General features: G+C 52.7%; 22 protein-coding genes and 2 tRNA genes. 14 read left to right on the top strand and 10 right to left on the bottom strand.

Annotated elements, in window-relative coordinates:
* Position 1: 1 nt before the first annotated feature.
* Entirely contained in the window at positions 2 to 3499 is a 3498-nt protein-coding gene (gene mfd, locus LKE13_RS14390; RefSeq protein ID WP_227952087.1) for a transcription-repair coupling factor, read from the bottom strand.
* A 6-nt stretch (positions 3500 to 3505) separates the two neighbouring features.
* Positions 3506 to 3784 carry a succinate dehydrogenase assembly factor 2 gene (locus tag LKE13_RS14385; RefSeq protein WP_227952086.1) on the bottom strand — a complete coding sequence of 93 codons (279 nt, stop codon included), beginning with the start codon at positions 3782 to 3784 and terminating at the stop codon, positions 3506 to 3508.
* 156 nt (positions 3785 to 3940) lie between these two features.
* Between LKE13_RS14385 and recG the strand changes: the two genes are divergently transcribed.
* Positions 3941 to 6031 (top strand): ATP-dependent DNA helicase RecG, encoded by a 2091-nt coding sequence (gene recG, locus LKE13_RS14380; protein ID WP_227952085.1) that lies wholly within the window; start codon positions 3941 to 3943, stop codon positions 6029 to 6031.
* Here the strand turns inward: recG and LKE13_RS14375 are convergent.
* Positions 6023 to 6790, bottom strand: a complete 768-nt coding sequence (locus LKE13_RS14375) for a DUF502 domain-containing protein (RefSeq protein ID WP_227952084.1) — start codon at positions 6788 to 6790, stop codon at positions 6023 to 6025. The two genes, recG and LKE13_RS14375, sit on opposite strands and share 9 nt — an antisense overlap.
* A gap of 218 nt (positions 6791 to 7008) precedes the next feature.
* On the opposite strand from LKE13_RS14375, the gene LKE13_RS14370 reads away from it, so the two are divergent.
* Together LKE13_RS14370 and LKE13_RS14365 are read left to right on the top strand one after the other, a co-directional pair.
* Complete coding sequence (locus LKE13_RS14370) at positions 7009 to 8721, top strand: PAS domain-containing sensor histidine kinase (RefSeq protein WP_227952083.1); 1713 nt, start codon at positions 7009 to 7011, stop codon at positions 8719 to 8721.
* 101 nt (positions 8722 to 8822) lie between these two features.
* Positions 8823 to 9578 (top strand): glucose 1-dehydrogenase, encoded by a 756-nt coding sequence (locus tag LKE13_RS14365; protein WP_227952082.1) that lies wholly within the window; start codon positions 8823 to 8825, stop codon positions 9576 to 9578.
* An 18-nt stretch (positions 9579 to 9596) separates the two neighbouring features.
* Here the strand turns inward: LKE13_RS14365 and LKE13_RS14360 are convergent, their stop codons facing one another.
* Positions 9597 to 10124 carry a peptidylprolyl isomerase gene (locus LKE13_RS14360; RefSeq protein ID WP_415776543.1) on the bottom strand — a complete coding sequence of 176 codons (528 nt, stop codon included), beginning with the start codon at positions 10122 to 10124 and terminating at the stop codon, positions 9597 to 9599.
* Positions 10125 to 10388: 264 nt separating this feature from the next.
* Between LKE13_RS14360 and LKE13_RS14355 the strand changes: the two genes are divergently transcribed.
* Both LKE13_RS14355 and LKE13_RS14350 read left to right on the top strand, forming a co-directional pair.
* Positions 10389 to 10464: transfer RNA gene (locus LKE13_RS14355), tRNA-Lys, on the top strand.
* A gap of 133 nt (positions 10465 to 10597) precedes the next feature.
* Positions 10598 to 11227, top strand: a complete 630-nt coding sequence (locus tag LKE13_RS14350; RefSeq protein ID WP_227952080.1) for a MarC family protein — start codon at positions 10598 to 10600, stop codon at positions 11225 to 11227.
* A gap of 5 nt (positions 11228 to 11232) precedes the next feature.
* Here the strand turns inward: LKE13_RS14350 and LKE13_RS14345 are convergent, their stop codons facing one another.
* Positions 11233 to 11895, bottom strand: a complete 663-nt coding sequence (locus tag LKE13_RS14345; RefSeq protein ID WP_227952079.1) for a hypothetical protein — start codon at positions 11893 to 11895, stop codon at positions 11233 to 11235.
* A 181-nt stretch (positions 11896 to 12076) separates the two neighbouring features.
* Between LKE13_RS14345 and LKE13_RS14340 the strand changes: the two genes are divergently transcribed.
* Positions 12077 to 13651 (top strand): pentapeptide repeat-containing protein, encoded by a 1575-nt coding sequence (locus LKE13_RS14340; RefSeq protein ID WP_227952078.1) that lies wholly within the window; start codon positions 12077 to 12079, stop codon positions 13649 to 13651.
* Positions 13652 to 13660: 9 nt separating this feature from the next.
* On the opposite strand, the gene LKE13_RS14335 is transcribed toward LKE13_RS14340, so the two are convergent.
* The 3 genes from LKE13_RS14335 to LKE13_RS14325 all read right to left on the bottom strand — a co-directional run bounded on the left by LKE13_RS14335 (position 13661) and on the right by LKE13_RS14325 (position 15598).
* Positions 13661 to 14077 (bottom strand): YybH family protein, encoded by a 417-nt coding sequence (locus LKE13_RS14335; protein WP_227952077.1) that lies wholly within the window; start codon positions 14075 to 14077, stop codon positions 13661 to 13663.
* A gap of 1 nt (position 14078) precedes the next feature.
* Positions 14079 to 15422, bottom strand: coding sequence for an ABC transporter substrate-binding protein (locus LKE13_RS14330; RefSeq protein WP_227952076.1), 1344 nt, complete (start codon positions 15420 to 15422; stop codon positions 14079 to 14081).
* An 89-nt stretch (positions 15423 to 15511) separates the two neighbouring features.
* A tRNA-Leu gene (locus LKE13_RS14325) sits at positions 15512 to 15598 on the bottom strand.
* A 238-nt stretch (positions 15599 to 15836) separates the two neighbouring features.
* Here LKE13_RS14325 and LKE13_RS14320 point away from each other — a divergent pair.
* Positions 15837 to 16358 carry a fasciclin domain-containing protein gene (locus LKE13_RS14320; RefSeq protein WP_227952075.1) on the top strand — a complete coding sequence of 174 codons (522 nt, stop codon included), beginning with the start codon at positions 15837 to 15839 and terminating at the stop codon, positions 16356 to 16358.
* A gap of 121 nt (positions 16359 to 16479) precedes the next feature.
* Here LKE13_RS14320 and LKE13_RS14315 read toward each other — a convergent pair whose 3' ends face one another.
* Positions 16480 to 17253 (bottom strand): competence/damage-inducible protein A, encoded by a 774-nt coding sequence (locus LKE13_RS14315; RefSeq protein WP_227952074.1) that lies wholly within the window; start codon positions 17251 to 17253, stop codon positions 16480 to 16482.
* A 105-nt stretch (positions 17254 to 17358) separates the two neighbouring features.
* Between LKE13_RS14315 and sfsA the strand changes: the two genes are divergently transcribed.
* The 4 genes from sfsA to purB all read left to right on the top strand — a co-directional run bounded on the left by sfsA (position 17359) and on the right by purB (position 21098).
* The gene (sfsA, locus tag LKE13_RS14310; RefSeq protein WP_227952073.1) at positions 17359 to 18060 is read left to right on the top strand and encodes a DNA/RNA nuclease SfsA; all 702 of its coding nucleotides are present in this window, start codon (positions 17359 to 17361) and stop codon (positions 18058 to 18060) included.
* A gap of 78 nt (positions 18061 to 18138) precedes the next feature.
* Positions 18139 to 18939, top strand: coding sequence for a type I methionyl aminopeptidase (gene map, locus LKE13_RS14305; RefSeq protein ID WP_227952072.1), 801 nt, complete (start codon positions 18139 to 18141; stop codon positions 18937 to 18939).
* Positions 18929 to 19708: a RadC family protein gene (gene radC, locus LKE13_RS14300; RefSeq protein ID WP_227952071.1), complete on the top strand. Its 780-nt coding sequence runs from the start codon at positions 18929 to 18931 to the stop codon at positions 19706 to 19708. The genes map and radC overlap by 11 nt, the downstream gene beginning before the upstream one ends.
* Positions 19709 to 19802: 94 nt before the next feature.
* Complete coding sequence (gene purB, locus LKE13_RS14295) at positions 19803 to 21098, top strand: adenylosuccinate lyase (protein WP_227952070.1); 1296 nt, start codon at positions 19803 to 19805, stop codon at positions 21096 to 21098.
* 50 nt (positions 21099 to 21148) lie between these two features.
* Here purB and LKE13_RS14290 read toward each other — a convergent pair whose 3' ends face one another.
* Positions 21149 to 21472 carry a DUF1476 domain-containing protein gene (locus LKE13_RS14290; RefSeq protein WP_227952069.1) on the bottom strand — a complete coding sequence of 108 codons (324 nt, stop codon included), beginning with the start codon at positions 21470 to 21472 and terminating at the stop codon, positions 21149 to 21151.
* Between the two features lie 294 nt (positions 21473 to 21766).
* Here LKE13_RS14290 and purC point away from each other — a divergent pair, with 294 nt between their 5' ends.
* Genes purC through purQ form a run of 3 tightly spaced genes read left to right on the top strand, consistent with a single transcriptional unit; the run spans position 21767 to position 23528 of the window.
* Positions 21767 to 22531, top strand: a complete 765-nt coding sequence (purC, locus tag LKE13_RS14285) for a phosphoribosylaminoimidazolesuccinocarboxamide synthase (RefSeq protein ID WP_227952068.1) — start codon at positions 21767 to 21769, stop codon at positions 22529 to 22531.
* 43 nt (positions 22532 to 22574) lie between these two features.
* Positions 22575 to 22817 carry a phosphoribosylformylglycinamidine synthase subunit PurS gene (purS, locus tag LKE13_RS14280; protein WP_227952067.1) on the top strand — a complete coding sequence of 81 codons (243 nt, stop codon included), beginning with the start codon at positions 22575 to 22577 and terminating at the stop codon, positions 22815 to 22817.
* 21 nt (positions 22818 to 22838) lie between these two features.
* Positions 22839 to 23528, top strand: coding sequence for a phosphoribosylformylglycinamidine synthase subunit PurQ (gene purQ / locus LKE13_RS14275; RefSeq protein ID WP_227952066.1), 690 nt, complete (start codon positions 22839 to 22841; stop codon positions 23526 to 23528).
* The last annotated feature ends 1 nt before the right edge of the window (position 23529 follow it).

The raw sequence follows: 23529 nt of genomic DNA, 5'->3' as shown, positions 1-23529 counted from the left end.
CTCAGTTGGTGGCTTTGGCGATCTTCGCGAGATTTTGCGCCAGCCAGAGAACTCCTTTTAATCGATCCTCCGGATGCTGCCAGCTGCGGCTGTGCACCAGCTTGTGATCACCGCGCAGCTTCGTTGAGCCGGGCGCGCGGGAGATAAACTCTACCAGCCCGCCCGGGTTGTCGAACTTGTTTTCGCGAAATGTCAGCACCGCGCCTTTTGGGCCTGCCTCGATCTTTTCGATATTCGTCGCCCGGCAGAAATGCTTGATCGTCATCACCTCGATCAAATGGGAAACCTCATCAGGTAGCGGCCCGAAACGATCCACCAGTTCGATGGCGAAAGCATCGATTTCTGCTGCCGTTTCCTGCGCCGCGATCCGTCGATACAGCTCCATACGGAGAGAAAGATCGGCGACATAATGTTCCGGTATCAGGACAGAGGTGCCGATATTGATGCTCGGCGACCATTTATCCTCTGTCTCACCCGTATGGCCGAGTTCTGTCTCTCGGGCATTTGCAACCGCCTCTTCCAGCATTTCCTGATACAGCTCAAACCCGACCTCCTTGATATGGCCTGATTGTTCATCGCCAAGAAGGTTCCCTGCCCCGCGTATATCAAGATCATGGCTCGCAAGCGTAAAGCCTGCCCCCAATGTATCGAGTGATTGCAGGACACGGAGGCGTTTCTCTGCGGCATCAGAGAGCCGTTTGCGCGGTGGGAGCGTCAGATACGCATAGGCACGCGTCTTGGAACGCCCTATCCGCCCCCTGATCTGATAAAGCTGGGCCAATCCAAACATATCGGCGCGATAGGTAATCAGTGTGTTGGCGGACGGAATATCAAGACCAGATTCGACGATATTCGTCGCCACCAGAACGTCATAGGCGCCGTCATAGAAGGCATTCATCACACTATCGAGTTCTTTGGCGGGAAGCTGGCCATGGGCTGTGACATATTTCACTTCCGGCACATGGTTCCTCAGAAACTCGCCCACGTCAGGCAGGTCTTTCAGACGTGGGCAGACAATAAAGCTTTGCCCGCCGCGGTAATGCTCTCGCAGGAGCGCTTCGCGCAGTACCACCGGGTCGAACGGCAGGACAAAGGTGCGGATGGCAAGGCGGTCGACCGGCGGCGTTGCAATGATAGAGAGATCGCGAATGCCCGTCATGGCCTGTTGGAGGGTACGCGGGATCGGCGTTGCCGTTAGCGTCAGCACATGGACATCGGCCCGCAGCTCCTTCAACCGCTCCTTATGGCCAACGCCGAAATGTTGCTCCTCATCGACAATAACAAGTCCCAGGTTATTGAATTTAATGGTTTTTGCAAGGAGAGCATGGGTGCCGATGACGATGTCGACCTGTCCGCTGGCGAGTTCCGCCTTTGTCTGGTTTGCCTCTTTCGTTGTCACCATGCGCGAAAGCTGCGCGACCCGGACGGGCAAGTCCGCGAACCGCGCCGTAAAGCCCTTATAATGTTGTCGGGCTAACAGCGTTGTCGGGGTGACGATGGCGACCTGTTGCCCTGCCATAGCGGCGGTGAAGGCGGCGCGAAGGGCCACCTCCGTCTTGCCGAAACCGACATCGCCGCAGATCAGGCGGTCCATCGGTCGACCGCTCGCCATATCGGTGAGCGTGTCCTCGATAGCCTTGAGCTGATCCTCCGTCTCCTCAAACGGGAATTCGGCGCAGAATTCTGCATAAAGCCCGTCCGGCGGCGACAGGCGATCCGCCTTTCGAAGTTGACGGGCGGCAGCGATCCCGATCAACTGATCGGCCATCTCCATCACGCGTTTTTTCAGTTTCGCCTTGCGGGCCTGCCATCCGGAGCCACCAAGCTTGTCGAGTACCGCCGCCATATCGCTCCCACCATAACGGGAGAGCATCTCGATATTTTCGACGGGCAGATAGATCTTATCGCCACCCGCATAGAGCAGCGTTACGCAGTCATGTGGTGCGGCGGAAATTTCAATTGTCGTCAGCCCCTCATACTGTGCAATTCCGTGATCGACATGAACGACATAGTCACCGGGAGAAAGCTGCGAGGCTTCAGCGATAAAATTTTCATGCCGTTTGGAAGACTTACGCGGTCGCACCAAGCGATCGCCGAGCACATCCTGTTCGCCGATGACGATGAAATCCGGGGTTTCAAACCCCTTTTCGAGCGGTAGAATAGCGAGATTGGGAATATTCGGCCCGGAAACATCCCGAAAATTATTGATTTCGCGAACTGGTTCGATCCCGTGGTCGGCGAGTACGGTCTTGTTTCTCGCGCGGGAACCAGTGGTGAAATAGGCGAGAATGACCTGCTTTTTATCATCTAGTGCCGCGACAACATGGGATTTGAGATAATCATAAATATTTGCTTCATGCCGCGCACGTTCCGGCGCGAAGTCGCGACCGGCCTTCCCTTCCGCATCCAAAGTCACAGCATCTTCTGTACCGCTTTTAAAGGGTGAGAACTGACCGACTGCGCGGCTGGCGATGTGCTGATGCCATTCTTCAGGATCGAGATAAAGATATTGCGGGGGAAGCGGTTTATAATCAGCGCTGCCTGAGGGCGCGGCCTCCTTCCGGCTCTGGTAGTAATCTATAACGGTGTCATGACGTGCTGAAAGTGCCTCCTCCAGCATATGATCGAGAAAAAGGACAGCATTGGGAAGATAATCAAAAACCGTCGCCATTTTCTCATGATAAAGTGGCAGCCAATGCTCCATCCCGGCGTGGCGGCGTTTTTCGCTCACCGCCTCATAAAGCGGATCATCCTGTGTGACCGCACCGAATTCTTCCCGGTAGCGGGAGCGGAACAGCGGCACGGAACTGTCGTTGAGCAGGAATTCCGACGCGGCGGTAAACTCGAGTTTGTCAATTTTTCCGGTTGAACGTTGGGTGAGTGCATCGAACTCGCGAATGCCATCGACATGATCGCCGAAAAGATCCAACCGAACCGGGTTTTCCGCACCCGGCGGGTAAATATCTATCAGGCCACCGCGTACGGCAAATTCGCCCGGTTCCATCACCGTTCCGATCCGGGAATAGCCATTTGCCACCAGATAGGCAGTAAGTTCCGGTCCGTTTATTTTGTCGCCAACCCGAATGCTGAGCCGGCTGTTTTTCACCATCTCCACTGGCGGCACCCGTTGGGTCACCGCGTTCAATGTGGTGAGGAAAATACGAGGCCGGTCGGATTGTTCGGTCATTCGGCCAAGGCTGGTCATCCGATGGGCGACAATTTCGGCATGCGGCGATACGCGGTCATAGGGCAGGCAATCCCAGGCGGGAAAGCTGATGACTTCTATGTCGGGTCGGAAAAAAGCGAGCGTCACCTCACTCGCCGCCATGCGGAGATCATCACGCAGCACGAAAAGAAGGTCGTGCTCACTTTCGCGCAGCAGTTCCCCCAGAAGATAAGCGTCGTATCCTTCCGGCACAGATTCTAGGCGAAATGTATGGCTGCCCTGTGACAACTCCAATATCTGGGTGCGAAGGTGCTTGACTTTAGTATCACTCATCCAGGCTTAGTCTTTGCTGCGTTGCTCGAATTGGGTGAATTCCTGAAGGAGCGCCATGACATTGGTTTGATACTCCGGCGGAACCTCTTCTCGCCCGACGGCCCAGACGTAAATGTTCGGATCCCCCGCTTCAAGTAAAGCCTCATAGATATCGAGGTCATCGCTCGAAAAATCCGCGAGATACTTGCGGGCAAAACCTCCGAGCAGCAGGTCCGTCTCCTTCATGCCGGTATAAAGGGAACGATGGATAAGCCGTTTGCGGCGAATGGTGATGTCTTCAGTCATGGTCACATGCTCATTTTTTATAGGGCTTGGATATAGCCTGTCTTGTTCGCCCTGTCAGCAGGAAGTGACATCGAATGACGATATATGGGGATGCGCCATTGACCTGATATGCCGTCACGCAGCACAATAGCCGGAAATAAATTATGAGGGAAGCCGGTGCGCCCAGAAATCCTGTTTCAACTTTTTTCTCCCGTCAGCAAGCTTACCGGTATTGGGCCCCGGCTGACCGCGCTGATAGAGAAATTGGCCGGTCCGAACATTATCGATCTCGCTTGGCATTTGCCGTCGGGACTTGTCACGCGGCAACAGGTGACGAGTTTGACGTCCGACCTCATCGACCAAAATGTGATAGTCACCTTGAGGATAGAGCATCATCAGCCGTCCCGTAATCGTCGCGTTCCCTACAGGATACAGTGTCAGACGGGCGATTCGCCCCTCACCCTCACCTACTTCAATGGGCGCGAGAGCTACTTGCGTCAGCAACTCCCCGAAGGGCAGGAGCGGATCGTCAGCGGCAAGTTGGAGGAATATGGGGGCGCCTATCAGATCACCCATCCAGATTATGTCACAACGAAGGAAAAGGCGGAGACGATCCCGACATTTGAGGCCGTCTATCCGCTGACGGCGGGAGTCACGAACGCGACTTTTCTGAAGGCCGCCCGGCAATTTCTCGCCATGTTGCCAGACCTCCCCGAATGGAATGATGCCAGTCTGATGGCACGTGAAGAATGGAAAAGTTGGAAGGAAAGCCTCGTCGAGGCGCATTCCCCTACAAGGGAGGAGGATTTTGATCGCAACACCTCGGCCCGCTCGCGTCTTGCCTATGATGAATTACTATCTAATCAGCTTGCGTTGGAGCTGGTTCGCCGCAGTATGAAGCGAAAACCAGGCCGTTCTCTGGTTGGCGACGGCGATATACGTGGGAAGATCCGGACCGCCCTGCCCTTTAAACTTACGACGGCACAGGATGGCGCTCTAAAAGAGATTGAAGACGATATGGCGGGACCGCATAGAATGTTGCGCCTCCTGCAAGGGGATGTGGGTAGCGGCAAGACGGTAGTTGCCCTGCTTGCCATGGCGCAGGCAGTCGAGGCCGGGGCGCAGGCCACCATTATGGCGCCGACAGAAATCCTCGCACACCAGCATTTTAATGCGATTGAGCTGCTTGCAGCTGAGGTAGGCCTTAAATGCCTGCTGATTACCGGACGGCTTAAGGGCAAAAAACGCGCAGAAATACTTGAAAAACTCGAATGCGGATCAGTCGATCTGGTGGTCGGCACTCATGCCCTTTTTCAGGAAGATGTGAAATTTCACGATCTGGGCCTTGCCATCATCGATGAGCAGCACCGTTTTGGTGTCCATCAGCGGCTCGCCTTGAGCGCTAAAGGCCGTGATGGCAAAGGGGGCGTCGATGTGCTGGTGATGACGGCGACACCAATTCCCCGTACCCTTGCTCTCACCGCCTATGGAGATATGGATGTATCTATCATCGCGGAGAAACCGCCGGGCCGAAAACCTGTCGATACCCGCGCGATTGATCTGGCGCGTCTTGATGCCGTTGCAGCGGGATTGGAGCGCAAACTTGCCGCTGGAGAACGAATATACTGGGTGTGTCCACTGGTGGAAGAATCGCAGGTTCTCGATGTTGCCGCGGCGGAGGAACGATTTACCTATTTGCAGCATCTCTATGGCGATGGGGTCGGGTTAATTCATGGTCGGTTGAAGGCGGATGAGAAAGAGGCCTGCATGCGTCGGTTCATGGCCGGGGAGATCAAGATCCTTGTCGCCACCACAGTGATTGAGGTGGGCGTTGATGTACCCGAGGCGACGGTGATGATTATTGAGCATGCGGAGCGTTTTGGTCTTGCCCAGTTGCATCAGCTACGCGGACGTGTCGGGCGTGGCGGGCTGGAAGGAACCTGCCTGTTGCTATATGCGGCACCGCTTAGCGAGACGCAAAAAGCGCGCCTCGGTATCTTGCGCGATACAGAGGATGGCTTTCGTATTGCGGAGGAAGATTTGCGGTTGCGCGGTGCAGGAGAACTGCTCGGCACCCGGCAAAGTGGTCTGCCGGAGTTTAAAATTGCCGACCTGCATGCCCATTCCCGTTTGTTGAATATAGCCAGGGATGACGCGCGCCTGATCCTTGAAAAAGACCAGAAGCTTGCCAGTGAGCGTGGGGCCGCACTTAGAACATTGCTCTATCTTTTCGAGCGGGATAGCGCGATACGATATCTATCAGGCTGACGAGGGGGGAGATTTTCTGTCCGGTGATTGCGGCGGTAACTTCTTCTTTTCATCCTTACCGGTTTCGTCAGGCTGCGGTGGTTCGGGCCAGATCATGCCGGCGGAAATAACGAGTTTAACCCCCTCCTCAACCGACATTTTGAGATATTTGAGATCCTTCTTGGGCACGAACAGCAGAAAACCGGACGTCGGATTGGGGGTTGTTGGGAGGAAGATGCTGATCATATCGTCATCTTGCAATCCGTCGACTTCCCCTTCTGCGGTACTGGTCACAAAGGCCAATGCCCAGACACCCTTACGAGGATACTCAAGGAGCACAACTTCCCGGAAGGAGGAACTCGATTGCGCAAGGACGGTCTCCATTATCTGTTTGAGTGCATGATAGATAGAACGGACCACTGGCATACGGCCGACAATACGTTCGCCAAATGTCAGAAAGGCGCGGCCGAGATAGTTTGCGGTCAGGAAACCGATCATGATCAGGGCAAAGGCGGCGATTATAACGCCAAGGCCCGGCACACTGAATGGCAGATATGTCTCCGGGTTATACCGTGCCGGTATCAGTGGGGTGATATTGGCATCGACAAAGGAGACAAAGACATAAGTCAGGTAAATCGTGATCGCAATTGGTGCAGTCACAACAATCCCGGTCAGGAAATAAGTGCGAAGCCGCGCCAATGCGCTGACCTTCGGGGCGGGCTCTACCAGAACCGGCTTCTTGTCTTCGTCTTCAGAAGGGTCCGTCGATTTGTTAAACATTATTCGCCAACTGATTTTAAAACAATATAAATTCTACAGGGTTACCAGTATTTCCTGAGCGATTTTGCACCTTATCATGAAGCCCGGGAGCTGTCTTTGGAAATTTCAATTCTGCCCTGTCGCGTAAACTTCCTCTTAAGAATAATAGGATACAATTACTACTAGTTTACAAAGCTGTCGGAAACGCAGTTTGTCTCTAATAGGTCAGAAGACTCTCAATGAATTATAAGAAACTTAAAAGTATTTGGCAAAATAACGGAGTTGCCCTGCTGTCGGGTTCGCTCGGCGCGGCTTTGATGTTGTCTGTTCTGTCCCAAAGTATGTTCAGCTCTGTTGTATGTCTTATTGCGGCCGGTGGTTTGTTGGTCTGTTCGGGGTTTGCTTTTTTGCACGGGCGACAGACGCGAAAAGATTATTATGCGTTGCAAGCGAAGGAATCAGTACTGGATGTTGTCTTTGATAATATCGAGATTGGTATCAGTGTTTTTGATAAGCAGCTTCGATTGTTAGAGTTAAATTCACGCTATGCGGAACTGATGGAGATCGAAGAAGAAAAAATTACGCCGCAAACCACTTTGCAGGACATACTGTCCTGGAATTTTGACAATTATATTGATGCTGGTGATGATCGGGAAGCCTTCATTGCAGATACACTTGAATATTTGGACGAGCGTGTTTCTGGCAAAATTGATCGCCATTTTGCGAATGGAAAAATCATTGAGGCTTCCTTTAATGTATGTCCGGATGGCGGATATATTCTGACTGTTTCGGATGTGACGGCCACCCGCCTTGCTGATAAGACCTTGCGCGAGAACGAAGATCGTTACCGCAGTATGGTAGAGCTATCCCCGGATGCGATCGTTGCTCATAAAGGCGGATTTATCATTTATGTTAATGAAGCTGCGCTGGCCCTGTTCAAGCTGAGAAATCGTCATGATTTGATAGGTCAAAAAATTTCCAGCTATTTCCCCTACGCAGATAGAGAGGCACTCGCACCCTATTTCGGAAGTGCCGATGATGCCGAAGCTGTCAAAAATTTATCTGCTCTGAAGTCGAAAGTTATCCGTGAGGATGGCGGGCAAACTGATGTCGAGATGGAAGCCACTGTCCTCCTTTACGGCGAAGATAATATTCTACAGCTGGTGATCCGTGATATCTCGGCGCAGATGCAGATTGAGGATTTTCTTAAGCAGGCCAAGGATGAGGCGGAATATGCCGCGCAGATCAAAGGCAAGTTCCTTGCCAATATGAGCCATGAGTTGCGCACGCCGCTCAATGCCGTGATTGGTTTCTCAGAGGTCATTATAAGCCAGATATTCGGACCAGTCGGATCGGGTAAGTATTTGGAATATGCCCACGATATCAATGCGAGTGGGTTGCATCTTCTTGAACTGATCAACGATATTCTGGATTTCTCCAAAATTGAGGCGGGGGAACAGAAGATCAACGAGGAAAAAGTTGAGATTGATGTTCTGGTAAATGAGTGCATCCGCCTCACCCAGCAACGCGCGATTGAGAATGATATCAACATCAAACTGGAGTTTGATCCGCTGCTGCCGCAGATATTTGCGGATCGCCGCATGATCAAGCAAATCCTGATCAACCTGTTGTCTAATGCCGTTAAATTTACACCGACTGGGGGGCGCATTATTACCTCTGTCCAATTGGTGGAAAATGAGGGTATGAAGATAAGTGTGAGCGATAATGGTATCGGACTTCGTGAAGGCGATATAGAGCGGGCGCTAACCCCGTTTGTTCAGGTGGACAGCGAGAAAAACCGGAAATATCAGGGAACAGGCCTTGGCTTGCCACTTTCAAAAAACCTTGCGGAAATGCACGAAGGACGGTTGGAGCTATTGAGTAAATATGGCGAAGGGACCGTTGTCACCCTCTATCTGCCACGAGACAGGATCTGCGAAAAAGCTGCCTGATCATGCTGTTCGCCGGTGAAAATTTTCTAATTATTTTACGGCCACTCTTGCCAATCTGATCGGAAGAGTGAAATATCCTGCCAACTAAAAGGAGGATATTTATGCGGTTAAAAGATAAGGTCGCCATTATAACGGGCGCAGGTTCCGGTTTTGGTGAAGGTATGGCGAAACTTTTCGCCACCGAAGGGGCGAAAGTCGTTGTCAGTGACGTCAATGGTGCAGCAGCAGCAGCGGTTACAAAGGATATTGTCGATGCTGGCGGTGTGGCCATCAGCTGCGAGTGCGATGTCACCAGTGCCGATGATATTGCCGCGATGGCGCAGCAGACCCTCGATAACTTTCAGAAAATCGACATTCTTGTGAATAACGCGGGTATGCCACAGCGCAATGGTTCTATGTTCGATGTGGATGTGGAGACGTTCGATAAAATATTCGAGGTTAATGTTAAAAGCATCTTCCTCACCACGAAGGGTATTATTCCACATATGCTGGAAAATGGTGGCAATGTAGTCAATATCGCGTCCACGGCTGCGCTCAGCCCCCGTCCCGGCCTTACCTGGTACAACGCGAGCAAGGGAGCCGTGGTCACAATGTCGAAATCCATGGCGATTGAACTGGCACCGCAGCAAGTGCGGGTGAATTCGCTGTGTCCGGTTTTCGCCCATACGCCGATGGCGGTGGAATTCATGGGCGGGGTAGATACTCAGGAAATCCGCGACAAGTTTGTCGCGTCAATCCCGATTGGCCGGGAAAATACGCCACGTGATCTGGCTCACGCGGCGCTGTGGTTGGCCTCTGACGATGCGTCCTTTATCACCGGCGTAGCTCTGGAAGTGGACGGCGGCAGATGTATCTAGGTTAGTTACTGGCGGGCGTTATTCCTTTACGTCCGCCGCTACCTGCATTTTCACGATAATGTCAGGTTCGCCCGGTACCATCCCGCTCTTGCCAACCCCCTTTTTGATCAGGTCAACGAATTCCATCCCTTCGACGACCTCACCCCAGACAGTATACTTCCGGTCCAGCCAAGGCGAATCCGCACTCACGATAAAGAACTGGCTATCGGCGCTGTGGGGAGAACTGGATCGCGCCATGGAGACGGTCCCACGCTTATGCGGCGTGTTGGAAAACTCAGAGCGGAGCTTGCGACCCGAGCCGCCCGTACCATCCCCTTTGGGATCGCCAGTTTGCGCCATAAAATCTTGAATGACCCGATGGAATTTAAGGCCATCATAAAACCCCTCCCGCGTCAGCTCCTTGATCCGGGCGACATGATTAGGGGCAAGATCGGGCCGCATTTCGATTACAACGCGCCCATATTGCAGGTCAAGGTAAAGGGTGTTTTCCAGATCCGCAGCCTCAGCCATTGTAACAGGGAGCGCGAGCAGGCCTGTCAGCATCATAACCGCGCTTACACGCGACAGAAATTTCGAAATCATCCGTTTCCTCTTTCATTAACAAGATTGGCCTTATTTACTGCCATCTGGCGACCGGGGCGTCCATCCTTAAAATACCGGCGTGGCAAATAACCGCAATTTCACGGGCCCTCCAAAAAAAACAAAATGGATGCTTGACCATCTGGCGGGACGACCCTATGTTGCAGCCGCATTGCGACGTTGTCGCGCTCTTTTATGGGCGTCAAGGTCGTGATATACATCGCAAATTGTGGGCCCGTAGCTCAGTTGGTAGAGCAGCTGACTTTTAATCAGCGGGTCACAGGTTCGAATCCTGTCGGGCTCACCATTTCCCCAATTCACCGAATATTTTATTATGTCGCCGTTTCGCGCTTTCAGCGAAGGGGATGGATTTTTATGCGTTGTTGCCTGTAGATTATTCCCGGATTTAGAAATAACAAATATACCAGAGGCAGCATGTGATGACGGAACCGGAGCTTATGGCGATTGTCGCCGCCCTCTTCTCGATGATGAACCCGATTGGGAATGTCGGTATTTTTGCCGGACTGACGGAAGATTACAGCACCGCCGAGGCCCGCACGATCGCCATCCGGAGCGCCATTGCCACGGCGATTACCCTGTTAATCGTTGTCTGGACGGGCGGTCTGCTTCTCAAGTTTTTCGGCATTGATGTGAATGAGTTACGTGCTGCGGGCGGAATTATTGTCCTGATCATCGGCCTGCAAATGCTGTTTAACAAGGCGGGCCACAAAACAAGCCATGCTGAAACCGAGGATGCAAAGGACCGTGCCTCCATCGCGATTGTGCCCATCGCCATCCCCATCGTTGCCGGGCCGGGCACGATGGCGACAGCCCTTGTCGGGGCGGAACGTTATCCCGATATCATGGCACGTATTGAGATTTCCGTGGTCATCCTACTGCTCTCGTTGTTGATCGGGTTGCTGTTCGCCTTCGCCAAGCCCGTCGCCGCGAGGCTTGGAACAAGTGGCATGGCGGTTGTCACCCGCATCATGGGGATGGTTCTGGTCGCGCTCTCAATGGGGATGCTGACCTCTGGCCTTGCCGCGCTGATCCCTGCCCTCTCTAAGTAAGGGGGTTACGCGAGCCGGACGGGAGCTTCGGGGAAAGCCAGTTCATGCCGTGCGCGCCATTTATCCGTCACATAATTGACAATCAGGCTCTTGCGGACGCCGTTGATGGGGCGTGGCTCGAACCCGTGCCAGGTATGCGGCGACGGCACGAAGACATTCGCTGAATTGCTCCGGAACGGCACATTGCGCACAAATGTCTGGCTGTCCTTATAGATGGAGGAGCCCCATGTCCCCGCCTCCGCCTCGCGGGAGAGATAAATCTGCATGGTGAATTTCTTCACCCCGATATCTGTATGCGGCTCCAGCCAGAAACCATCCGTATCCTGCGTCAGCTCAATCCGGAGGAAGGTGCCGGTGAGGTCGAGGTTGAATTTCTTCTCGATCGCGGCGACGGTGGCGGGCGCCTGCAGCATCTCCGCCACGTTTTTGCAGACCGGGAATTCCGCCTGCCGCCCGACATCAAAATAGTTACGCTTGTCGTTATTGATCTCGCGGCGACCAATGCGGTAATCCATCTTTGAGGGGCCGATATCGAGCGCGAGCAGGTCATCGACCACGTCGGTTGGGAATACCTCGTTCAACTCCCAGAGATCATAGGGATCATCGGTATGGCCCGCCGTATCGAGGGATTTCAGAAAGGTTGTTTCCAGATCGATCAACTCGCTCACGATTTTTTCCACTTGATATGAGTGTGTACGCATGCCCCAAGCATGCCCTCTCGTCCTACCAGAAACCACCCCACCCGACAACTCTTTCCGCCCCACAGGATTATGCAGGCGATTTAATAGAATATTGGTTATAATAGCGGGGGTGGTGGGTTTAAGAACTTTAAGTAAGCAGGGGAACTTTATGGCCGACGAAGAAGAAAAGAAAATCCTTCCCAAGGAAGAAGCCCTCGCCCTCGCCCGTAAGGGTAAAGACGCTTGGAATAGATGGGCGGCGGAGAATCCGGGCATAAAGGTAGATTTCTCGGGGCATGATTTTTCGCAAGAAGATATCTCTTTTGCCGGGTTCAAATTTCCGGGAGACGTAGATTTTTCCGAGACGATAATTGCCGACGCTAACTTTATAAATGCCGAATTTAGCGGGGGAGATGCCAATTTCCATGGAGCAAAATTCAGCAGTGGAGACGCCAATTTTACGGCAACCGAATTCAGCGGGGGAGATGCCAATTTTACGGCAACCGAATTCAGCGGGGGAGATGCCAATTTTATTGCAGCCGAATTTAGCGGGGGACAAGCCTATTTTACGGCAACCAAATTCAGTGGGGGTAATGCCTATTTTTCGGAAGCCGAATTTAGCGGGGGAAATGCCAATTTTACGGCAACCAAATTCAGTGGGGGTAATGCCTATTTTTCGGAAGCCGAATTTAGCGGGGGAAATGCCTTTTTTGCTAAAGCCGACTTCAGCGGGGGAGTAGCCGAATTTTGGATTGCCGACTTCAGCGGGGGTAATGCCTCTTTCTATGGTGCCAAATTCAGCGGGGGAGACGCCAATTTTACGGCAGCCAAATTCAGCGGGGGAGATGCCAATTTTACGGCAGCCAAATTCAGCGGGGGAGATGCCTCTTTTGTGGAAGCCGAATTCAGCGGCGGAAAAGCCGATTTTGAAGGAGTCGAATTTAAAAAGGAATCTTATTTCCGCGAGGCGACTTTTGAGCATCAAAGCACCTTCCAAGGCGCTAATTTTAGCGGTCCTGTTGATCTGGAGGGAAGCCGTTTTGCAGGAGCGCCTGATTTCCGTCGCTCAACAATGACAGCACATTTTACCTTGCACGATATGAAAGTTGGATACACGACCCACCCAAAAAAAATATGGGGTATATTCAAGAAAGCTTCGACCAGTATCGATACTGATAAATTCCGCCGGTTAAAAGAACTGGCGGTTTACGCTCGGGATCATGAGCGGGAGCAGGATTTTTTTGCGAAGGAACTCAAAGCCAAAAGATTTTATGAAGGATTTAGCGCCAAACCTCCTTACAATACTGAATGGGCGAGAAAGTTTATTTCTAAAAACCTGGGGTATTTATTTCGTTTCCTTTTGATTTTTCGATCACTTCTTGCATTTATCAGTTTACTTCCAAACTATCTGTATGAATGGACAAGTGATTTCGGGCGAAGCCTTTGGCGGCCCGCTCTTTGTCTAGGTCTGACATGGCTGATATTCGGGCTGCTTTACGGCGTGAATGGCCTGAAATATGCCCCCTCACCGCTTGAGCCGTTATGGAATGGCCTGAAACTCTCCCTTGCGACGCTTGTTCCTTTTGCGGCGATATCCCGCACGGCAATGCTGGAGGCGCGTGAGGCGCTATTCCGATCGGACGTCAACCATCTGCTGGATTTCGCCATGGTCTTTGAAGGCATCCTCGCAGTTGCCTTTATCTTCCTGATTGGCCTTGCGCTCAGGAATCGTTTCCGTATCTGATCGGTTTTTTTACATATCCTGCAAAAAGGTGATCGCGTCGGTATGGCAGCTGAGGATCTTCCAGCCATCGGCCTCTTTGCGGTAGACGTTGGTCGCGCGGATTTTCACCACTTCCTCATGGCCTGAGATATTGGCGTTCTGGCCGATCTCGACGCTATGGACGATAGCGATATTGTCGCCGAGGATGATATTGATCTCGCTCGGCTCGATCGTGCCGCCGAGTTTCAGCGCGGCCTGGGCCTGCCAGTCCTTCAGGATTGCGGGCCAGCCGATGTTATATCCGCCGCCCGGGCCCATATAGACGGCATCCTCCGCCTTCGACCAGACATCTTCCATCAAGGTCAACTTGCCCGTGAACATCTCATTGACGGCGGCATAGTATTTATGGGCAATAGTCAGGACTTCCTCTTTCGTGGCTGTTGTCATGTCAGAGTTCCTCGCGGTTGGGTTTGAACTCTTTGGCGAGCAGTTCGGCGCGGGTGATATCGGCCTCGGCCATGCGGCTTTTATAGAGTTTCTGCAATTCGGCTGCGTCCTCTTCCCCCTCATTCGCGGCGAGGATAGCCCATTTCAGTGCCTGAACATCATCCTGCGCGACCCCCTCCCCTTCGCCGTAGCGCGCCGCGAGCTTGGCTTGCGCCTTGCCGTGGCCTTGCTGAGCCGCCCGTTCAAACCAGGTGAAGGAGGCATCTATATCCTCCGCCGTGCCATAACCATCGCGGTAGCTTTTGCCGAGGTTATACTGTGCCGCGGCCATGCCGGAATGAGCGGCAAGACGAATAAACTCGAAAGCGCGCGCCGGATCCTCTGGTACACCAAGGCCATAGCTGTATAACTTGCCAAGGGTATATTGCGACGGCGCGAAATCGGATCGCGCGGAGTCTTCAAGAAGTGCAATGGCGTCCTTTTCTTTCTTCTGCGCCAAGAGGGTCAGCGCATGATTATGCTGCGCGGGCGGATAGTCTGATTTAAGCGCCCGATCGTTCCAATATTCAGCCTTGGCGCTGTCCGGCTCTATCCCGCGTCCTTCCGCATACATGATGGAGAGGTTAAATTGCGCCTCCGGGTCGCCCGTTTTCGCAAGTTCCTCCCAAATGGCGACGGCCTCGGCGAAGCGACCCTGCTCAAACAATTCACCGGCGGCAAAGCCGCGTGTTTCTGCATTGAGCCGCTCGGCACGGATCTGGAACAGCGTAATCAGGCCGCCAATCCCCTCGCTCGCCAAAACGGGATGAAAACCCTCCCGATGGCTGATGGCGACGCTGGTGCCATTGATGAGGATATCGATGATTAGCGGCGATCCCAGAACCTCCCGCAGGCGCCAGTCAATCACCACGGGTTCGCGCTTCGGGCGGGTCAGGCGCGTGGTGACAAAGGTATCACGGGAGCCTTTTTCCTCGGTTGAAAGGATCGTAAACTCATCATCGGGATAACCGCCGAGCTGGCTGCCATATGAATATAGGTAGAAATCACGAAACAGGTTGAGAAATTCCTGCCGTTGATGCTGTGGCATATCGGTCCAGTCCGGCCCGACGACAAGCTCGGATATCAGCGTGAAGTGAAAATGTCGCCCGATAAGCGCCGCGAGATGGCTCTCCCGCGTGCGGAGTGGCGTATCCGTTTGAGAGAGGATATCCCGCGCCTGCTGCGATAACTCAAGGATAACCGCCTCGGCGCGCGTCGCCCGTTCCCCGGCAGTGGCAATCAAGGGCCCAGCCGCAAGGGCCATGATAAGCCCTGCCCCCAGCATCGCTATACGAAAGAGTGCCATCCTTACTTCCCCAACCTCCGGTCGCGCCATTCCACTTGATATAGTATGGACTTGGCTGAAAATTGCAAAAGGCTTTATCAGGAAGAGGATGGTGCCCGCACCCGGACTTGAACCGGGAAGCCCTTACGGGCGGCAGATTTTAAGTCTACTGTGTTTACCAATTTCACCATGCGGGCGGCGATTTGCAACCTACCCAATGAAACGTTGGGAAACAAGGGGATAATGGCGCAATTTCGAATTTTTGACTGCTCTTTTCGATGCCTTGCCAGACGAGACGCCCCGTCTTCTTCACGAATTGGTGATCAGGAAAACGGGCTCCTGTGTGATCCGCCCCTGATCCTAGCCCGTAAATCTAATCAAACACAGGTCGCGACTGAGTTTTGAAAAATAATTCTAAACCCCTGAGGAGGGAAAATGTCAAAACTTCTTAAACTACTCACTATCGTTTCTTTCGTTGGCATCTTTACGGCAGCCTGTGCGCAGGACAAAAAGATGGCTCACAATTCAATGCCTGCAGAAAAAGATATCGTGGTCACCGCTGTTGAGGCAGATGATTTTAACACCCTTGTCGCAGCCGTTAAGGCAGCGGGTCTTGTGGAAACACTTCAAAGCCCAGGGCCCTTCACGGTTTTTGCCCCGACAGACGCAGCATTTGCCAAGCTTCCCGCGGGCACGGTTGAGAATTTGCTGAAACCTGAAAACAAGGCGAAGCTGGTGCAAATCCTTACCTATCACGTCGTCTCCGGGGAGGTTCCGGCCTCTGCAGTAGTCGGCAAAATTGTTGAAGCCGACAGTGTTGAAGGCAGCAAGATCATGATTGACGGTATGGATGGCGTTATTCTGAATGGGTCCGCCAAGGTGATTACGGCCGATGTTAAGGCAAGCAACGGCGTTATTCATGTGATCGATACGGTTATCATGCCGCCGAAAATGTAGCTGAAAAAAGGGTCCTGTTTTCTCCCTTAGAGGACCCTCTCTTGTCGTTGTGGCGGCGTTTTGAAACAATCTCTCCCTTTTCAAATCGCTAGCCACACGACATACATATTGAAGCCGGCTATCAGGTCGTCTCAACCACAGACACTCTTTCCCCTTCAAGATATGCCACAAGTTCGCTATAGGCCGTATCGAGCGATGCCTTATCAAACGAGCGCAGGACAAGATTTGTCCCCACCTCGCCCTGGCGGAAATAAGGATAAGATCCCATTGAAACATCGGGATGTGCTTTCTGTAACGCGCCAAGCTTATCGGCCACCCGCCCTTCAGGAAGTCCCGCGCCGATTGTCCGGCTTAACATCTTCGGGCCGCCATGCAGTTCCGGTGCGATTTCTTCAAACATGGCTTGCATGATGGTCGGTACGCCAGCCATGACATAGACATTTTCAATCCTGAAGCCTGGCGCCTTGCTGACCGGATTATTGATCAGGCTGGCTCCATCGGGAATGCGCGCCATTCTTTTGCGGGCATCGTTAAATTCAATCCCGCTGGTTTCATAATGGCGGGTCAGCAGCGCCATGGCCTCGGGATGATGATCTATACCGACCCCGAAAGCCGCGGCGATGGAATCAGCCGTGATGTCGTCATGGGTTGGGCCGATACCGCCGGTCGTGAAGACATAATCAAACTTTGCGCGGAGGGCATTGACGGCTGCAACAATCTCGGCCTCGATATCCGGGACAACCCGCGCTTCGCTTAATTGTACTCCAATGTCGTTGAGCCGCCCGGCGAGCCAGGCCATATTTTTATCCTGAGTGCGGCCGGAAAGGATTTCATCTCCGATTATAAGAATTGCGGCTGTGACGATTTTTGCGGGCGCGGATTTCGAGTCTGACATGGAAATTCCCTGTAACTTCTGAACTTGGGGTTGTTCTTATCATAGCAAAATGATTACAAAGGGCATCTGCTATTTTACCCTCCGGAATATGTTTGACGTAAAATTATGAAGTTTCCTGCTTCCCTTATTAAAGGTCGTTTGATCAAGCGGTATAAACGCTTCCTTGCCGATATCGAACTGGAAAGCGGCGAGATGATTACGGCCCATGTTGCCAACCCGGGATCGATGATGGGGCTGAAGGACGAAGGGTTGACTGTCTGGCTATCCCTTTCTGATAATCCCAAGCGCAAGCTTCCCTATAGCTGGGAATTGGTGGAGGTGGACGGCGCTCTGGTCGGGATCAACACCGCGCATCCAAACGGCATCGTTGCCGACGCGATTGAGGGTGGGCAAATCGACGCGCTTGCCGGGTATGAAAACCTGACGCGGGAAGTGAAATACGGAGAAAATTCCCGAATTGATATCTTGCTCTCTGGGCATGATAAGCCGGATTGCTATGTGGAAGTTAAAAACGTAACCCTGAAACGCGATGATTCCTTGGCGGAATTTCCCGATTCAGTGACGGCGCGCGGCGCCAAGCATTTGAAAGAACTGGCCTCGATGGTCGAGCAAGGCCATCGGGCCGTGATGTTTTACCTGATCCAGCGAACCGATTGTACGAAATTTCAGATTGCAGCAGATATAGATCCGGTATATGCGGTGGCGTTTAAAGAGGCAATCGCTGCGGGAGTTGAAATTATCTGCTATGACTGCCACATATCGACCAAAGAGATTCGCCCCGGGTCGGCCATTCCGGTTATTCCTTAGTTTTTTTTTAGGATGACATGGGGTATTATTCAAAGAAAACATGATTGAGCGCTTATGAGATATGAAACAAGTATAGATATGCCGGATCGTAACACCGGCGTTATCAAGCTGCATGGTCCCGAGGCATTCGAGGGCATGCGGACAGCAGGTCGTCTGGCCGCGGAAACATTGGATATGATCGCCGAGCATGTTGTGCCGGGTGTCACCACGGACGAGTTGAACACGCTTTGTGCGGAGTTCATCGCGGAGCGTGGCGGCATTTGTGCCCCGCTCAACTATCGCGGTTTTCCAAAATCCATCTGTACTTCCATCAATCATGTGGTTTGCCACGGCATTCCGGGTCCGAAAAAGCTCCAGAATGGGGATATTGTCAATATCGACGTCACCCCGACTGTCGATGGTTGGCATGGGGATACCAGCCGTATGTTCGTCGCCGGTAAGCCAAGTGTGAAGGCGTCGCGCCTGATTGATATTACTTATGAATCGCTTATGCGCGGGATTGAGGTGGTGAAACCCGGTGCAACAACCGGCGATATCGGCTATGCGATTCAGAATTATGCCGAAGGCAAGCGCTGCTCCGTGGTACGCGATTTCTGCGGCCATGGTTTGGGGCAGGTTTTTCATGATGTGCCGAATATTGTCCATTACGGCACGCCCGGTGAAGGAGTCGAGCTGCGCGCAGGCATGATTTTCACGATCGAACCGATGATTAATCTCGGTACCTGGCAGGTTAAAATCCTTGATGATGGCTGGACAGCGGTGACGAAGGACAGGTCCCTCTCCGCTCAGTTCGAACATTCCCTCGGTGTAACCGAAACCGGATATGAAATCTTTACCCTCTCGCCCAAGGGACTGGACAAACCGCCTTATGACGTCTGAGGCAGATAAACCGACAACGAAGACGGAGCTGCATGAATTGGATGCGCTTGACTTCGGTTTCGGTTTTGAAGATAGCCCTCCCAAGATGAAAGAGAAAGACGACCATCGCCTCGGCCATCGCGAGAGAATGCGCGAACGGGTGCTGCGCGCCGGAGCACGGAGCCTTGCGGATTATCAAATACTTGAAATGCTGCTCTTCGCCGCCTCCCCGCGTGGTGATACAAAACCACTCGCGAAGAACCTTCTCTCAACCTTTGGCAGCCTCTCGAAGGTTCTGAAGGCGGAACCGGAGGCGCTACGCAAGGTGCCGAAAGTTGGCGATGCGGCGATTGCCACCTTAAAAGTTGCTGAAACCCTTGGCGAGAAACTGCTTCGCGCGGAGATCGAGAAGAAAAATGTACTCGGCTCCTGGCAGGCTTTGCTCGAATATTGTCAAGGCACAATGGGCAACAGAGGAATCGAGCATTTCCGCATTCTGTTTCTCAATAACAAGAATCACCTGATTTCTGACGAGGTACAGCAAACCGGTACCGTCAACCATACCGCAGTTTATCCACGTGAAGTGGTGAAACGCGCGCTTGAACTTGGTGCAACGGCAATGATCCTTGTTCATAACCATCCGTCCGGTGATACCACGCCGTCAAAAGCCGATATCGATATGACGTCAGAGATCATGAGCGCCGCCGCTGCCCTCAGTATCCGAATTCATGATCATATTATTGTGGGCAACAGTAAATGCACTAGCTTCAAGTCATTGGGCCTGATGTAAAGGCTTGTGGCGCGACGGAAGTGGTTGAGATTTTGCGTTATCTCTGCTAGTCACCCGTTCTTCCAACAAATGTTTTCAGAAAGTAAGACCCGCCATGATCCCGCGTTATGCCCGAGAAGAAATGACTGCCATCTGGGAGCCGGAAAGCAAATTCCGTATCTGGTTTGAAATTGAAGCCCATGCCTGTGATGCGCAAGCCAAACTCGGTGTTATTCCCGAAGCTGCGGCGAAGGCCGTGTGGGAGCGCGGTAATTTCGATATTGACCGGATTGACGAAATTGAACGGGAAACCAAGCATGATGTGATCGCGTTTCTCACCAACCTTGCCGAATATGTCGGCGATGAGGCGCGCTTCGTGCATCAGGGTATGACGTCATCGGACGTACTGGATACCTGCCTGTCGGTGCAACTGACCAGGGCCTGCGATATCCTTCTCGATGATATGGACAAACTACTCGCGGCGTTGAAGGCGAAAGCCTACGCTCATAAAGACGACGTTTGTGTCGGTCGCTCTCATGGTATTCATGCGGAGCCGGTGACTTTTGGCCTCAAAATGGCGCAAGCCTATGCGGAATTTGATCGCAACCGCGAACGGTTGGTGAACGCACGAAAAGATATTGCGACCTGTGCAATTTCCGGTGCTGTCGGAACATTTGCGAATATCGACCCTTTCGTTGAGGAACATGTGGCGAAATCACTCGGCCTCACGCCGGAGCCTGCCTCGACGCAGGTGATCCCGCGCGACCGTCATGCGATGTTCTTTGCGACCCTTGGCGTGATCGCCAGCTCTATCGAGCGGCTCGCCGTTGAAATTCGTCACCTACAGCGGACGGAAGTGCTGGAGGCGGAAGAATATTTCGCGCCGGGGCAGAAAGGCTCTTCCGCCATGCCGCATAAGCGCAACCCGGTCCTGACCGAGAACCTGACTGGCCTTGCCCGTCTTGTTCGGATGGCGACAATCCCGGCAATGGAAAATGTCGCCCTCTGGCATGAACGGGATATCTCCCATTCCTCTGTTGAGCGCGGAATTGGTCCGGATGCGACGATCACGCTCGATTTTGCGCTCGCCCGCCTCACCTCCGTTATCGAGAAGCTGGTGATTTACCCGGAAAACATGATGGCGAATATGAACAAGCTCGGGGGCCTGATCCATTCGCAGCGTGTTCTTCTTGCTCTCACACAGGCCGGTGTCAGTCGAGAGGATTCATACCGTCTCGTGCAGCGCAACGCGATGCGTGTCTGGCGGGAGGGCGCGGATTTCCTCGAACTTCTGAAAGCCGATGAGGAAGTAACGAAAGCATTGTCGGATGAGGAGATCGAAGGCGTGTTCGACCTAGAATATCACACTAAGCACGTGGAGACGATTTTCCGCCGGGTCTTTGGCGACTAGACTGGTAAAAGAGGCGCAATTCCCATGCGCCTCCTTATACCGCAATTAACCTATTTGCCGGCGGCGATCTGTCCGCGTGCGACGGACAGCAGTTCTTCCATCTGGCGGCGGATGCGATGGTCTGACATTTCCACATTTGCCGCATCAAGATCTCCCCGGACTTTGCGAAAGACGTCTTCATCGCCCTTCTCTTCCATGTCGGAGATTATGACTTCCTTGGCGTAGGCCTCGGCGTCAGCACCTGTTTTGCCGAGAAGCTCAGCGGCCCAGCCACCCAACAACTTGTTTCGGCGTACCATGACCTTGAATTCCATTTCCTGATCATGGGCGAATTTGCCTTCCTGGCCTTTTTTGCGATCGTCGAATCCTGACATATCCGTTTCCAGTCCTTAAAATCCTGTTTCAAATCACTAATTTGGTCTCTGGCAGTGCGTTATACCTAAGATGGTGTGCGCCGCCTAGCCCCGCAAGTTAATTTCTGAAGATTATACATCATTTAGCTGACAGGAAATGTTGTATTTCCGGTATTTCTGCATTATGTTCCGCTTGCTTTGACGGAGAGTGTTCTCCGACATGGCCAGACAGCGCCAATCTATTTCCGAATGACGGTCGTCTGACGTTTATTTCTCCGGCGGATAGCCGCCTTTTCGATGAGTTGGAGTTTATCCATGACCCGACGTAGACGAGTCTACGAAGGCAAGGCAAAAGTTCTCTTTGAAGGTCCGGAATCGGGCACACTAGTACAGTATTTCAAGGATGATGCCACCGCATTCAATGGTGAAAAAAAAGCAACGGTCACCGGTAAGGGTGTTCTGAATAACCGTATTTCGGAATATTTGATGGTGAAACTTGCCGAAATTGGCATCCACAATCATTTTATTCGCCGCCTCAACATGCGTGAGCAGTTGATCAAGGAAGTGGAGATTATCCCTGTTGAGGTGATTGTACGCAATGTCGCCGCCGGATCGATCTGCTCGCGTCTTGGGATTACAGAGGGAACGCCCCTGCCCCGTCCGATCATTGAATATTGCTTCAAGTCAGATGAACTCAATGATCCGCTGGTCTCAGAAGAGCATATCACAGCCTTTGGCTGGGCCAATCCATTGGAACTGGACGACATTATGAGTCAGTCGCTCCGTGTGAATGATTTCCTGCTCGGCTTGTTTGCTGGAATTGGCATTCGCCTTGTGGATTTCAAACTGGAGTTCGGTCGCTATTACGAAATTGATGAAATGCAGATTATCCTCGCTGATGAAATCAGCCCGGACAACTGCCGCCTGTGGGACGTTGTGACAAACAAGAAACTCGACAAGGACCGGTTCCGCCGCGATCTCGGTGATGTTGAGGATGCGTATCAGGAAGTTGCGCGCCGTCTCGGCATTATTCCCGAAGGTGGCCCCGGAGACTTGCAAGGGACAACCGCAATCCAGTAAAGGCGCATATTTAGCGCCTTTTTTTAAACCTTAAGAGGACCAGATGAAAGCACGTGTCTATATTTCCTTGAAAAACGGGGTTCTTGATCCGCAAGGGAAAGCGATTTCCCATTCCCTGCAGGGGCTTGGCTTCAAGAGTGTTGTGGATGTCCGTCAGGGCAAGACGATTGATCTGGATCTCGCCGATATGGATCGCGACGCAGCAGAGGCGGAAGTGGAAAAAATGTGCCAACAACTTCTCGCCAACACCGTGATCGAGAACTATACCATTGAAATGCTGGATTGACCGGACAGGGAGTTTTGGACAATGAAGGCCGCTGTTATTGTATTTCCCGCCTCAAATTGTGATCGTGACCTGAAAGTTGCCCTCACCCATTCCATGGGCCGGGAGCCGGATATGGTCTGGCATGGTGATAGCGAGTTGCCCGATACGGACTTGATCGCGATTCCCGGTGGATTTTCCTACGGAGACTATCTCCGCGCAGGGGCGATGGCCGCGAATTCCCCCATCATGCGCGAAGTTGTGAAGAAAGCCGAATCTGGCACGCCTGTTCTGGCAATTTGTAACGGTTTTCAGATAGCAACGGAAACTGGCATGCTGCCGGGTGCGCTTCTGCGGAATGCAGGGCAAAAGTTTGTTTGCCGCGATGTTGATTTGCTGATCACCTCACAGAATGAACGCTTTGTCGGCGGGTTTGAGCAGGGTGAAGTCGTTCGCTTCCCCGTCGCTCATCATGACGGCAATTTTTACGCGGATGATGACAAGCTCAATGAGTTGGAGGCAGAAGGCCAGGTTGCCTTTCGCTATGTCACGCCAGACGGGGAACAGACTGATGAGGCCAACCCCAACGGGTCCAGGAATAATATCGCCGGTATCTATAACAAAGTGGGCAATGTACTGGGCCTGATGCCGCATCCGGAACGGCTGATCTCTGATGAGCTTGGCGGGACTGACGGTAAACGCTTTTTCGATCATCTTGTAAATTCTATCGTTTGAA

This window comes from Sneathiella sp. HT1-7 (genome assembly GCF_020731145.1).
Lineage (GTDB): Bacteria > Pseudomonadota > Alphaproteobacteria > Sneathiellales > Sneathiellaceae > Sneathiella.
This window is presented reverse-complemented; position numbering and strand designations above follow the sequence as displayed.